Annotated in this window: 11 protein-coding genes; 8 read left to right on the forward strand and 3 right to left on the reverse strand. The window is 69.4% G+C overall.

What is annotated here, in order from left to right:
• Positions 1 to 27: 27 nt before the first annotated feature.
• On the reverse strand, positions 28 to 1,848 hold the full coding sequence (locus tag AC3ETA_RS16160; protein WP_432193573.1) for a fatty acyl-AMP ligase: 1,821 nt from the start codon (positions 1,846 to 1,848) through the stop codon (positions 28 to 30).
• 456 nt (positions 1,849 to 2,304) lie between these two features.
• On the opposite strand from AC3ETA_RS16160, the gene AC3ETA_RS16165 reads away from it, so the two are divergent.
• The 5 genes from AC3ETA_RS16165 to AC3ETA_RS16185 all read left to right on the forward strand — a co-directional run bounded on the left by AC3ETA_RS16165 (position 2,305) and on the right by AC3ETA_RS16185 (position 7,846).
• Positions 2,305 to 2,898, forward strand: coding sequence for a 4'-phosphopantetheinyl transferase family protein (locus tag AC3ETA_RS16165; protein ID WP_488187637.1), 594 nt, complete (start codon positions 2,305 to 2,307; stop codon positions 2,896 to 2,898).
• Positions 2,899 to 3,189: 291 nt separating this feature from the next.
• Positions 3,190 to 4,797, forward strand: a complete 1,608-nt coding sequence (locus tag AC3ETA_RS16170) for a DHA2 family efflux MFS transporter permease subunit (RefSeq protein WP_432193574.1) — start codon at positions 3,190 to 3,192, stop codon at positions 4,795 to 4,797.
• A gap of 5 nt (positions 4,798 to 4,802) precedes the next feature.
• Positions 4,803 to 5,489 (forward strand): TetR/AcrR family transcriptional regulator, encoded by a 687-nt coding sequence (locus tag AC3ETA_RS16175; RefSeq protein WP_345020908.1) that lies wholly within the window; start codon positions 4,803 to 4,805, stop codon positions 5,487 to 5,489.
• Positions 5,486 to 6,700 (forward strand): alpha/beta hydrolase family protein, encoded by a 1,215-nt coding sequence (locus AC3ETA_RS16180; RefSeq protein ID WP_432193575.1) that lies wholly within the window; start codon positions 5,486 to 5,488, stop codon positions 6,698 to 6,700. The genes AC3ETA_RS16175 and AC3ETA_RS16180 overlap by 4 nt, the downstream gene beginning before the upstream one ends.
• Positions 6,701 to 7,030: 330 nt before the next feature.
• Complete coding sequence (locus AC3ETA_RS16185) at positions 7,031 to 7,846, forward strand: AfsR/SARP family transcriptional regulator (RefSeq protein ID WP_432193576.1); 816 nt, start codon at positions 7,031 to 7,033, stop codon at positions 7,844 to 7,846.
• A 480-nt stretch (positions 7,847 to 8,326) separates the two neighbouring features.
• Here AC3ETA_RS16185 and AC3ETA_RS16190 read toward each other — a convergent pair whose 3' ends face one another.
• Positions 8,327 to 9,424 (reverse strand): baeRF2 domain-containing protein, encoded by a 1,098-nt coding sequence (locus AC3ETA_RS16190; RefSeq protein WP_432193577.1) that lies wholly within the window; start codon positions 9,422 to 9,424, stop codon positions 8,327 to 8,329.
• Between the two features lie 500 nt (positions 9,425 to 9,924).
• On the opposite strand from AC3ETA_RS16190, the gene AC3ETA_RS16195 reads away from it, so the two are divergent.
• The 3 genes from AC3ETA_RS16195 (at position 9,925) to AC3ETA_RS16205 (ending at position 11,888) form a co-directional block, all read left to right on the forward strand.
• Positions 9,925 to 10,113 (forward strand): hypothetical protein, encoded by a 189-nt coding sequence (locus AC3ETA_RS16195; protein ID WP_432193578.1) that lies wholly within the window; start codon positions 9,925 to 9,927, stop codon positions 10,111 to 10,113.
• Between the two features lie 557 nt (positions 10,114 to 10,670).
• Positions 10,671 to 11,174, forward strand: a complete 504-nt coding sequence (locus tag AC3ETA_RS16200; protein WP_432193579.1) for a hypothetical protein — start codon at positions 10,671 to 10,673, stop codon at positions 11,172 to 11,174.
• 57 nt (positions 11,175 to 11,231) lie between these two features.
• Complete coding sequence (locus AC3ETA_RS16205) at positions 11,232 to 11,888, forward strand: ScbR family autoregulator-binding transcription factor (protein ID WP_432193580.1); 657 nt, start codon at positions 11,232 to 11,234, stop codon at positions 11,886 to 11,888.
• A 360-nt stretch (positions 11,889 to 12,248) separates the two neighbouring features.
• Here AC3ETA_RS16205 and AC3ETA_RS16210 read toward each other — a convergent pair whose 3' ends face one another.
• Positions 12,249 to 13,001 carry a ScbR family autoregulator-binding transcription factor gene (locus AC3ETA_RS16210; RefSeq protein ID WP_432193581.1) on the reverse strand — a complete coding sequence of 251 codons (753 nt, stop codon included), beginning with the start codon at positions 12,999 to 13,001 and terminating at the stop codon, positions 12,249 to 12,251.
• Positions 13,002 to 13,103: the final 102 nt, after the last annotated feature.

Genomic DNA, 13,103 nt, shown 5'->3' on the forward strand with positions numbered 1-13,103 from the left:
TCTTTCTCGGGATCTCGGACGCGGATCTCAGGGGCGGGGAGACACGGCGGCGGTGGGCGCGGGTGCCGCGTCCGTGGCGGGCAGCAGGGCGACGACCGCGGGTGCCAGGCGCTGGTGCAGCATGGGCAGGCCGCCGTCGAGGAAGAGCCGACGCATGAGCGTGCGCTGCGTCTTGCCGCTGGTGGTCTTGCGGATCACCCCGGGCCGTACGAGCACCACGCTCACCGCGGGCAGCTGGAACTGGCGGCTGAGCAGCGCCTGCACGGAGGTGGCGAGGCGGGCCAGGGCCTCCTCGTCGCTGGTCGCCCAGGCCCTGAGCTCCTGCACCACGACCACGTGGGCGCGTTCGGACGTCTCGTCGGGGACGCTGAACACCGCGCCGCCGCCACGCCGGAACGCGTCCCCGGACTCCTGGACGGCCTGCTCGATGTCCTGCGGGTAGAGGTTGCGGCCGTGCTGGATGAGCATCTCCTTGATCCGCCCGGTGACATAGAGCTCCTCGTCGTGCAGCGCCCCGAGGTCGCCGGTGCGCAAGCAGCCGGCCCGGCCGTCCGCCGTCACCGCCCGGAAGATCTCGGCGGTGAGCTCGCTCCGGTTCCAGTAGCCGGCGGCCACCGACGGTCCGCGCAGCCAGATTTCGCCGACCTGCCCGCCGGGCAGCACCCGCAGGGACATCGGGTCCACGATCAGCACTTCGGTGTCTTTCGGGCGGCCGCAGCTGACCAGGGTGCGGCTCAGGCGGTCGGTGCGGGCGGGACGCAGCTCGTCCTGCTCCAGGGCCTGGGCGTCGACGGTGAGTTCCAGGTGCGGCGACTCGGGGTCGTTGCCGGAGACCAGCAGCGTGTTCTCGGCCAGGCCGTAGCAGGGCAGTACGGCCTCGGCGCGCAGTCCGTTGCCGGCGAAGCGCCGGACGAAGGCGCGCAGGGTGTCGGCGCGCACCGGCTCGGCCCCGTTGAGCGCCACCCGCAGGCTGGACAGGTCCAGACCCGCCGACTGCTCCTCGGAGACGCGCCGGACGCACAGCTCGTAGCCGAAGTTGGGCGAGGCGGTGCCCTCCACACGGTAGTCGTGGATCATGCGTAGCCAGCGCCCCGGCTGTTTGATGAACGAGATCGGTGACATCTGCACACTGGTGCCTCCCACCCACAGCGGTTGCAGTGTCATGCCGATGAGCCCCATGTCGTGGTAGAGCGGCAGCCAGCTGCCCGCCACGACGCCCTGCGGCGTCTTCATGGCGGAACGGATGGCCTCCTGGTTGGCGGCGAGATTGGTGTGCGTGACCATCACGCCCTTGGGCTCGCTGGTGGAGCCGGAGCTGTACTGGAGGAAAGCCACGTCGGTGCCGCGTACCTGGGGCGGGGTCCACGGGTCGGGATCGGTGCCGTCGTCCTCGTCGACGCCGGTTGACAGGCACACCACGTCCTGCTCCCCCGAGGCGGCCAGCCAGGCGCTGATGGCCTGCCGGTACTGGGGGAGGGTCAGGACCGCTCCCACCTTGGCGTCCCGCAGGATGCCGCTGACCCGGGCCAGCCGTTCGCCGGGCTCGTCGGGCAGTGGGGCCGGAATGGCCGTACGGCCGGCGTAGAAGCAGCTCAGGAAGGCTGTGACGAAGTCCAGGGTCGGCGGGTAGAGCAGCAGGACCGGGCGAGAAGGGTCGCCCTTGGACGCTTGGCGCAGCCGGGCGGCCACGACGCGGGCCCGCCGGTCCAGTTCGGCGTAACTGAGCTCCTCGGGCCTCATCCCCAGGCCGTCCTCGTGCAGGTACACGAAGGCGGCACGGTCGGGATGGCGTTCCACGCCGGCTCGTACGGCGTCCGTCAACGTTCGGGGGTCAGGCTGGTGAGGCACAGGCTGTCCTTTCCGCGGTTGGTACTGGTGCGGTGTGGAACCTTGGGGAGGCACCGCGTGCCACCCGGTGACATCAGCCTTGAGGTGCCGTGAAAAGGAGACGTAAAGCGAAAATTGGCGCGCACGTCACGGGTTTGGAGTCTTCGGGGTGGTCGTTGTCCCAGCGGATGCAACGGTGGGTGCGCCAGCTGGCACAGTCAGTGCTGGCACGCAGTGCCTACCGAGGCGGCGAAGGGGACGGTGATGGTGGATTCGGACGCGGCATTCGAGGAGGCGGCCCCCGGGGGCTCGTCACCTGATGTGGGGCCGCTTCCCGGAGGTTCCCCAACTGACGGGAGACCGCTTTCTGTTGGCCCTTTGTCTGCGGTGGGCTGGCGCGCGGTCCATGAGGCGGTGCTGCGGCACGGATACGCGGTCTGCCACGGCCGGCCGGACGACTGGGGAAGCGGAGGGGAGATGGCGCCGGCCGTGCGTGAGGTGCTCGGCCCGGACTGGCCGCGCTACCGGACGGCGCGCGAACCCCTCGTACGGGCAAGGCTTCTGGGCTCCCGGTTGTTGCTGCGCCACGCGGTGGCCGTCGTGGCGGACACCGCACCGGACCGAGTGGTCGTGGGCCGTGACGGCCACGGGCGCCCGGTCCTGCACCGGCCCGCCGGACTGGATGTGAGCATCAGCCACACGGCCGGGATGCTCGTGGTCGGCGTCGCCCGCGGCCGCCGGATCGGAGTGGACGTCGAGGCCTCGGACCGCCCCCTGCTGGCACCCGGACTCGCCGAGAAGTTCTGCCACCCGGAAGAACTGGCGGAAGTGCGCGGGCTGCCGCCGGCAGAGCGGAACCTGAGGCTGGTACGCCTGTGGACGCTGAAGGAGGCCTACACGAAGGCACTCGGCGTAGGCCTGGCGCACGACTTCTCCCGCCTGCGCCCCCGGCCCGAACCGCGGGACGGCGGCTGGCGGTTGGACCGAACGGCAGGAGACTGGCACCTGCGCTGCGAACAAGTCGCTGGCCGCTTTGTGGTCGCCAGCGCGCTGGGCCCAGAAGGCGGGTAGGCCGACTGCGCGCCTCACCGTACGACGGTCTTTCGACAATGGTCCGGGATCGAAAGGCGGTGGCCGACTGTCAGGGCGCCCGGTCCGCACGGCGGTCGTTCGGCCGCGCGCCGGGCCCGGACGGTCCGTGACGGCTCGTGGAAGTGCGCCCCAGCGGGGAGCCGGCAATCGAGTCAACGATGTTTCGATACACCGTTGACTCGATTGCCCACCAGGTCTAGCGTCGACAACACACGGCAGTAGAACGGCACTCGGCTCACGCACCCCTCTTCCTTTCGAGGAGCGGAATCCGTGACATCTCAGCCCCGCCTCAAGCTCGCCGAGCACACCCCGCAGGCCGCGCACCCGCACCGATGGCGCGTCCTCGCGGTCCTGCTGGTGAGCCTCCTCCTCGTCGTCCTGGACACGTCGATCCTGAACGTGGCCCTGAAGACACTCGCCGAGCCGGCACCCGTCGGCCTCGGGGCCAGGCAGAGCGAGCTGCAGTGGTCGATCGACTCCTACACCCTCGTCTTCGCTGCCCTGCTCTTCACCACTGGTGTCCTCGCCGACCGCTGCGGCCGCAAACGCACACTGCTCGCCGGACTTGTCGTCTTCGGCGGCTGTTCCCTGTGGTCCGCCTACGCCCGCAGTGCCGACGAACTGATCATCGCCCGGGCCGGGCTGGGCGTCGGCGGCGCCCTCGTACTGCCCGCCACCCTCGCGATCATCGTGGCCGTCTTCCCGCCCGCCGAACGCGCCAAGGCCATCGGCGTCTGGGCGGGCGCCGCCGGACTCGCCGTCGCGCTGGGGCCCATCACCGGCGGTGCCCTGCTCGAACGGTTCTGGTGGGGCTCGGTGTTCCTGATCAACCTGCCGATCGTCGTGATCGGCGCCGTCGCCACCCTGTTCGTCGTACCCGAGTCCCGCGATCCCGAGCGCACCGGCTTCGACCCCCTCGGCGTAGTCCTCTCCGTGGCCGGCCTGACCGTCCTGGTGTACGGCGTGATCAAGGGCGGCGAGTCGAACGACTGGGCGGACGCCACGGTCTGGGGGCCGATGCTCGGCGGCCTCGCCGTCCTGGCTCTCTTCACTCTCTGGGAACGCCGCAGCGCGCGCCCCGCGCTGGACCTCGCCCTCCTCCAAAACCGCCGCTTCTCCGCCGCCGTGACCGTGATCGGCCTGGTCTTCTTCGCCCTGCTCGGCGCCACCTTCTTCCTGGTCTTCTACTTGCAGAGCGTCCGTGGTTGGACCCCGCTGGAGGCCGGCTGCCTGCTGCTGCCCCTGGCCGTGGCCCAGTTGGCGTTCTCGCCGCCGGCCACGCTCGCCGCCAAGCGCGTGGGGGTCCGGCCGGTGTGTGCCGGCGGCATGCTGCTCGCCTCGCTCGCCTTCCTCGCCGTGGCCACCATGGACGAACACACCGAGGTCTGGGTCATCGAGTCCGTCCTCTTCGTCATGGGCATCGGCATCGCCTGCGTCATGCCCCCCGCGACATTCGCCGCGATGTCCGCCGTAGCCCGGGGCCGCGCGGGTACCGGAGCGGCGGTCAGCACCACCTTCCGACAAGTGGGCGGAGCCCTCGGCGTCGCGGTCCTCGGCTCGGTGCTCTCCGTTGCCTACCGCTCCCGGGTCGAGGACCACCTGACGCCGCTGCCCGCCCCCGTCCGCGACACGGCGCGGGAGTCCGTCGCGGCCACCCTCACCGTCGCGGAGAAGCTGGGGGCGCCCGGCTCCGCGCTCGCGGCCCGCGCCGTCGACGCGTTCGTGTCCGCGATGCACCTCACGGCCCTCGTCGCCGCCGGCGTCACCTTCCTCGGCGCCCTCGTCTGCCTGCTGCTCCTGCCTTCCCGTACGGCAGCCGGGACGCCCGGCGCCGAAGAGCCGACCGCCAACAAAGAGGTCCACACCACGGAGGTCTGAACCGCATGCCGCCACACGTCGAACGTCCGGCGGCTGCCCCGGGACACACTCCCCGGGGCGGCCGCCAGCGCGACCCCGCCGCCGACCGGGCAATCCTGGACAGCACGCTCGGCCTGCTCAGTGAGGGATGCAGCTTCGGCGACCTGTCCATGGACCTGGTCGCACAACGCGCCGGCGTCGCCCGGGCCACCATCTACCGCCGCTGGCGCAACAAGGAGGAGCTGGTGCTGGCCGCGCTGAGCACCCTCGATCTCCCCGTGCCGCCGCTGGAAGGACTCGGCCTGCGGGACCAGCTGGTGGCTCTGGTGGACCAGCTGCGCCACCGCGGCCAGGACACCAACCTGCACCGCCTGATCGGCAGCCTGCTCGGTGAGGCGGTGCGCCGCCCGCAGCTGGTCGAGAGGTTCGAGGACACCGTCGTCGCCGCACGACGCGAAGCCATGCTGCGGGCGCTGCGGGACGGCGTCGCGAGCGGTGAGCTGCGCGCCGACCTCGACCTGAACGACGCGGTCGAACTGCTCACCGGTCCGATGGCCGCTCGGCTGATCCTTCGTCAACGCCCTGTGGAATCAGTGGCGTTCGCCGAGTCGATCGTCGACACGTTTCTGAACGGAACCCGCACCACCCGTGCCGGGACAGGCCCCGGCACGGCACCGGATCACCTCCCACCACCACAGGAGCCGCTGTCATGAAGTTCCTCTTCGACGACCCCGCCTTCGACTACCAGGCGCTGCGCACCGCGGGTTACGCCGATTACGGCGGTGCGCAGCTCGGCGAGGTCGTCGCAGTCGCCGCACACATCCCCGACGGCGACACCGAAGCCTGGCGGCACGCGTGGGCCACTCTCGCCGAACGCGTCCACCGGCTGGGCACCGCAGCCCGTGACGAGGGCCGCACCGTCGACGCCCGCTCCGCCCTGCTGCGGGCGCACAACTACTACCGGACCGCCGAGTTCTTCCAGCGCGAACAACCAGGGGACCCGGAGGCCCTGCGACTCATGGGACTGTCCAGGGAGACCTTCGCCGATGCGGCCGAACTCATGGACCGGCCACCGGAGTTCGTCCGCATCCCCTACGAGGACACCTCACTGCCCGCCTACTTCTACCGCGCGGACGACTCGGGCGAGCCCAGGCCGACCATCATCCACCACGGCGGCCTCGACTCCACCGTCGAGGAGGGCTACTTCTTCGTGGCGGCGGCGGCCCTCGCCCGCGGGTACCACTGTCTGTGCTTCGAGGGGCCCGGGCAGGGGTCGGTCCTGCGCGAGCAGGGGCTGGTCTTCCGCCCCGACTGGGAGAAGGTGGTCACGCCGGTCGTGGACCACGCACTGTCCCTGCCCGGCGTGGACCCCGACCGTCTGACGCTGATGGGCACCAGCCTCGGCGGCCTGCTCGCGGTGCGGGCCGCGGCGTTCGAGCACCGGCTGGCCGGCTGCGTCGCCCATGACGCGGTCTGGCAACTGGGCGACGTCGTGGGGCTGCCGCCGTTTGTCCTGGAGTGGGTCGAGCAGGGATGCGACGACTTCGCCGACCCGGTGATGTGGGGGATCGCCGCCCGGCAGACCTTCACTCGCTGGCTGCTGCGGCAGGCGCTGTGGACCTTCGGCGCCGATACCCCGTCCCAACTGCTGCGCAGGCTGACCGCGTTCGGTCTGCCGGAGGTGATCGGCCAAGTGCGCAGCCCCGTGCTCGTCCTCGACGCGGAGGAGGACTTGTTCTTCGCCGGTCTGGAGCACGCGAAGAAGGTGTACACAGGGCTCGACTCGCCCAAGACGTTGCATGTGTTCACGGCCGACGAGGGGGGTGGGGCGCACTGCCACTCGGGTGCGATGCGGCTGTTCCACGAGCGGCTCTTCTCCTGGCTGCTGGAGACACTCGGGGCGGACCGGCCGGCGGCGGCCTGACCGGCGGCCGCCCGATCGGCGGCGCAGACGCGAGCATGCTCTCGGTCCGGACAGCCCGGCCCGCTCACCGGCGGGCCGGGCTCTTGGCTGAATGTCGTTCGGCCACCCGGTAGGTGGCGGTGGATATTTCTCCGGCCGCCCGTATCCGGGCCTTCAGATTTTCATTCCCCTTAATGGCTGTGTAACGGAAAGCGCTGGCAGCATGCAACGACCTCGCATATGCTGCACGGCACAGCAGTAAACTGCTGTCCATATGTGGCCCCATGCCTGGGGTCGAGCGGGGGAACCGGAATCTTAATTGAATGCGTTTCGCGCATTCGGGGGGTTGTCGTGTCCGTGCCCTGTTTACAGGCCGACCTTGCGCTCCGCTACGAGCTGCTGGGGCGGCTGCGGGTCACCCGTGGCGGAGTCGACCTGACGCCTGAGCAGCCCAAGCTCACCAAACTGCTCGCCCTGCTGCTGATCAGGGCGGGCAAGACCGTACCGGGGGAGAAGCTCGTGGCGGAACTCTGGGAGCAGGGTCCGCCGCGCTGCGCCTTCGCGAGTCTGCGCGTGTACGTCTCACAGTTGCGGAAGATCCTGAACGGACCGACAGGAACGTCTCCGATCGCCACGACATCGCCGGGATACATTCTCGATGTGAGCGGCGCCACAACAGATTTCCAAGAATTCGAAGTGCTCTACACTCGTGGCCGAGAACGATACGGCGCGGCCGATTTTCTGCATGCCTCCGAACTTCTCCGCAGGGCGTCGTCGCTGTGGCGGGGGCCTATTCTGGAGGGAATTCAAGGGTCGTTGGACATCGAATCGTTCGCGGCCGTGCACGAGGAAAAGCGGCTGAATTGCATCGAGCTGAGTATCGACTCCACGCTGGCACTCGGTCGCCATCACGAGGTGATCGAGGACCTGAAGGGCCTCCTCGTCAGGCATCCGCTGCGGGAGCCCTTCTACCGCCAGTTGATGGTCGCCCTGTACCGGGCGGGCCGTCAGGGGGACGCGCTGGGGACGTACCGCAGCGCCCGCCGGATGATCAGAGAAGAGCTCGGCGTCGAGCCGGGACCCACCCTGCGCCTCGCCCACGAGGCCATACTCCGGGCGGATCCGGCACGCTTGGAGGCCGCCGGCGTCATCCCTGCCATCCGCTGAAACGCGGGGCCGCGCACCCGTGCGCGCTTTAGACGTCATTTGCGGTCGCTTAACTGCCCACGGATAGCGTGCAGTTGACCCCCGCACCAGCGGGGGGAGCTGGGATGCCGTGCTCAGCCGTGTACGAGCCGGCACCGGCCACGGTGCCGTGACCGTGGCCCTGGTGCTGGTCTCGGAAGTCCGTCGAACCCATTCCGCGCAGTCCGCCATTGCCCCCGTTCTCGCCCTTGATCACGTCACGCCCTCACCCGAACGCGTTTCTCGCCACCCGCCGCGCCGACGCCGGCTCCGCGGTGCTGCTGGAGGACAGCCCGGTGCTGTGGCTCTTCGGAAGTTCACCTCGGATGCGTCTGGCCCGCCAACCGGCAAGTCCACGGTTGATGTCGGCCCGGACCTCTACGAGGGCGATGTGAGCCGCAGGGCCGGACCGTACGGACTCGGCCAGCGTGTGCCGATGCTCGCCGTGGCGCAGCGTCGGCGTCAGGACGGGGTCCCCGGGTCGGTGTACCGCAGCAGGGCGCCCACGCCCTCGTACAGCCTCAGCTCGCTCTCCGGTACGACGACCAGCTCGGCACCGGTGCCGACGAGGGCCCGGACGAGGGCCTCGTCGGCGCGTTCCTCGCGCGGGGCCCGCACGCCGAAGGACATCAGCTCCGCCTCGGTCAGGGCGAGCTGAGTGGGCTGGGAGCCCGCCCAGAGCTGCAGCGAAGACCCTGGCGGCCGGTTCAGCAGCAGTGCCGCGACCTGGCCACGCTGGAGGGCGGCGACGGTGGCGGCCAGCCCCTCCGTCATGGGTCCGGCCAGGGCGCGCCGGCCGATGAAGATGTCCACCAGTTCCCGGTCGTGCGCGGCCATGCGGCCGCGGAAGACGCCATCGAGCTGCTGCTCCAACAGGGCGCGTCCGGTGTCGGTGGGGGTCCGGCCGCCCACGCGTACGACCTTGCCCCGCAGGGTGTGCGGCAAGCGGCGGATCAGTACGCTGCACGCCCACTCGTCCCCACCCACGACGACGGCGTCGGCATGGGCGCGCCGCGCCTGTTCGTCCAGCTGGTGGCCGAGCCGGAGGGAGGTGCGGTGCCAGGTCGCCACTGCGACCCTGCGGTGCAGCCGCTCACCCGGGGTGACGGTGGACGCGGGCCAGGTGCCGGTTTCCGCCTCAAGAGTTACCCAGCCGTGGGTCTCGGCGGTCGGAAGACCGCCGTAGTGGACGACTACGGCCATGTAGGGGATCTCCGGAAGGTGCTGGGCGACCAGGGGTATCGCGTGCGGCAGGGTGCTGTAGCGCGCGGAGTCGTGCTCGGGCGGCCTGGGCAGCTCCCCGTCCAGGACGACCGTGCCGTGGGTGGCGAAGACGGCCTGACCGTGCACCCCCGGTACCTCTGTGTCGGCGCCGACCACCTCCTCCAGTACGTTCAGCAGCGCCCGGTCCGAGCCCTGACGGGACAGACTCTCGCGCAGTCGCCGCCAGCGCAGCGCGATCGCTCGCTCGGGATTCGCGACGTTTCGGGAGGTGTCCAGGTACACGGAGGCGAACGGGCCCGGCTCCGCGTAGAGGGGGTCAAGGAACGACAACCTCATGGCAACTCCTCGTCGATGGTTCCCCCTCCTTTGATGATGCGCGCCCGGCAGGCCGCTGAGCAGCCGGGCTCCGTAGCCGGATGAAGGAGCAGTCTGCGCGGGAGCACCAGATCGTGGTGGGGGCCGCCTTGCCCCACGTGAATACCGGCTTCTGAGCCGTATTCGACAGACCGAGCGGCGCATTCGTGAGCTTGGGTTCGGTCCACATGACCGGAAGACACTCGACGCCTTCGAGGGCATCGCCCGCCGGACCGAGAGCACAGTGGGGTGATCCCGCAGCCGTCGGCTCCTGCAAGACCTCGGTTGAGACGGCCCCGGGAGGCGTATCGGTAGGATCCGGCTTGTCCTAGCGGAGGTTGGCGGACACCAACAAAGACAACGTCAACCGTCAGATTCGACTGAGCTTCCTGGGCTGAGCGTGCTCGTCCTGGGGGCGGCCGCCAAATCTCCGCACCTTGAGCGCCCGAAACGGAGACGCTTTACGCGGTACGGACCTGAACGTGATCGACCTGAACGTGATCGACCTGAACGTCATCGAACGCCCTTGCGGCGGATGCGGAAAGTGCCTGCTCTGCGTGTGGCGGCTGTCGCGGATGAAGCTCGCCACGTCGTCCCCTGAGCGCCGGCGGGAGGATGTGCTCACGGTCGCCCCCGCCATCGGCGGCCACATCATCGGCCACCGAGGATGACCGCAGCTGAGGCCGGCAGGGTGAGCCACGGGGCCAGCGCGTACTGGGGCAGGGTGTCGGCGGCAGTCCACGTACACCGCGGACGTGAAGGTGAAGAGCGCGGTCACAAGGTTCGTCGCGCTTCGGTCCGCGGTGGCGATCGGCGGCGCCGCACGCCGTTCCACCGATGATGACCGGCGCGGATGCGGCGACGACCGTTGGCGCTGGACGCGCGGTGAACAGCGGCCTACGTAACTCGGCTCCGTTTCGCACCACTTGATGGCTCTTCCTGCGGCACCTCTCGACCGTCAGCGGCCGCGATCTCCGGGAAACGTCAGGATCCCCCCAGCGGCGCCACGGAGATGGACACGCTGCCGCTGCCCCTGTTCCCGACGTGACAGGTCTGGCGGACCGAGAGAGGCAGGAGCGGTGTGGTCGATGGACAACCTGCCGGCCTCGCAGGGTGGTTGGCGAGTGCCGCCCCGCACTGCGACAGCGCGGCCGATCCTTGAGCTAAAACAAGTCGTTCGACCGACTTTTATTGACCTACCATTCGACCGGTTTTTAAAGTGGTGGCCATGGCGACCCTGGAGGGAGAGGCGATGGGCGATATCGAGAGCGGCCTCGGAGCGCGGACGGCCGTTGTGGGGGCGATCGGCGACTCGGCATCCCCGGCCGACGCCTTCCTGATCTCCATGCGGCTGAGCTGCCGTGGTGTCCGGCCCGTGAACCTCGGGACAGGCTTGACGCTGGATCAAGCGGCGGCAGAGATGTCCTGTCACTGGGGCGCGGAGGCGCTGCTTCTCATCTGCACTGGTCGTACCAGGACTGTCGTTCGGCAGCTCTCCGGTCTTGCGGACCTGGCCGCCGCCGGAGCCATCGGCCGGCCGGTCTTCGTGGGTGGGGCACGGGGCAGTGCCTGGCGGGAGCTTCAGGAGGTTGCCGCACCCCTGCGCAGGGCCGGTGTCGCCCAGGTGCTCGCGGACCTGGCCGATGCGGCCTACCTGCTGCCCGTTCGCCGGGCGACGATGCCTGACGTGCCGGCGGCCTGGGGTGCGGGGGTCGGCTCCAGAGTGGCGTGAGCCCATCTGAGGAGTGGGCAAAAACCATCCGACCGATATTTTTTAGTGAGGCTGACAATGATGGCGAAGCAGGAGCGGTCCGAACGAACGCTGGAGCGGCTCGTGGTGGCGGCCGCCGAGCAGTTCGCCGCTCAGGGTTTCGGCAGGGCGTCGCTGGCGGAAGTGAGCAGTTCGGCCGGCGTGACCAAGGGGGCCCTCTTCTTCCACTTCTCGACGAAGGACGACCTGGCCGACGCGGTGCTGGCGCGCGGCCAGGACGTTCTCGAGACGACCGTGGAGGAGCTGCGCGAAACGGAGTCGGTCTTCCTGCAGGTCGTCGTGGACGTGACGCACATCCTCAACCAACTTCTGCGCCATAACGCGTTCGTCAGGGCCAGTGTGCGCATCACCCGTGAACGCGCCAACGACGATCCGACGCCGCTCGACTTCTACCCGCTCTGGCTCGGGCGGCTGTGGAAGCTGCTGGAGCAGGCGCGAAGGAACGGAGAACTGGGACGGTCCGTCGCGGACGCCTCGGCGCGCACGATGGTCACAGCGGCTGTGTCCGGCGTCGAGACCCTGACCTGGATGCGGGTCTCGCATGCGGAGACCCAGCAGTGGCTGAGCAACTTGTGGGAGCTGGTACTGCCGCTCCTGCTGGCCGACGACGTGGAGTGGAAGGTGCGGACCGCCGCTCCGCTCACGGGCGCCCCGCAGGTCGAGGACAGGTGCTGATGGGCGGCTGCTCGGCAAAGCGGCGAAGCAGACCGTCGACCTGATCGAGCGAGAAGGGGGGCGGGCCTTTCCCCTCCGGGCCGAACTGGGCGTACAGGGAGCCGGGTTCGGCATCCTCGTCGACAACGCGGCAGCCGGCGGATCCGCACGGATCGGCGAAGTGACGCCCGAGCTTTTCGACCGGCTCCTCGCCGTCAGTACCAGGGCGTTGCTGTTCATTGTCCAGCGGACGAGTGTCGGTGTGGCTGCGCTGAACGCCTGGGCCGAGTCCCCAACCGGGGCGGCGTACGACATTTGCGGTCTGACCAGGGCCGGGTGCCCGCTCGAAGGTCCCGGCCTGGACTGGATGGCATAGAGTGTTCAGCCGGCCACGAGATCCGCCCGCTCGCCGACGGGCAGCCCGATTGAAGCGTGCAGTTCCGGCGAGCCCGCCGGATCGAACCGTGCGACGCGGCGGGCCGGGACGATCCCGGGAAGGAGGTACGTCCACATGTCCGCTACGCGCTCGTGCAGATCCTCACGTCCGCTGCGGACCTGAGAGGTGATCTGCACGCCGGCGAACGAACCGACGATGTAGACCGCGGCATCGGTGATGTTGACCTCGGGTTTGACATCCCCGCGCCCCTGCGCGGGAGCAAGGCAGTCCCTGATGGTCTCGATCCACTTGTTGTAGAGCGTGGGGTTGGGATCGGTGAACGAGCCCAACTCGATCACGAGCCGGATGCCGGCCCGGACGCGAATGCTGGTACGCAGGTCGTGAGCCATCCGATGGGTGATGTCGATGGCGGTCTGCACGCCTGGGCGCTCGGCGTTCTCCAGTACGGAGGCCACGTCGAACTGATCGGACATCAGTTCCTTGGCGAGAGCCTCCTTGGACCGGAAGTGGAAGTACAGGGCCCCCTTGGTCACTCCGGCGTGCTGGGAGATGTCCGTCAGGCTGGTGATGCCGAAACCGGCGGCGTCGAAAGCCTTCGCCGCGCCGTCGAGGATCGCCTCCCGGGTGACCTCTGCTCGTTCCTGCCGTGCTCGTGCCACTGCCGCCTCCTGACTGCCGCGGTGCGGATGGTGGTCTTCCATCCTTCCGGTGATCACCGCGGCTTCCGCTGCGGTCAATCTTCCTCCTACTTGCCAAAAAATACCAGTCGCCTAGTATTCTTATGGCCATCGCTTGGGGCGCTCATCGCCCGCGATTCTGCAGTTTTCCTGCTCAACCCC

This window comes from Streptomyces sp. bgisy027 (genome assembly GCF_057710365.1).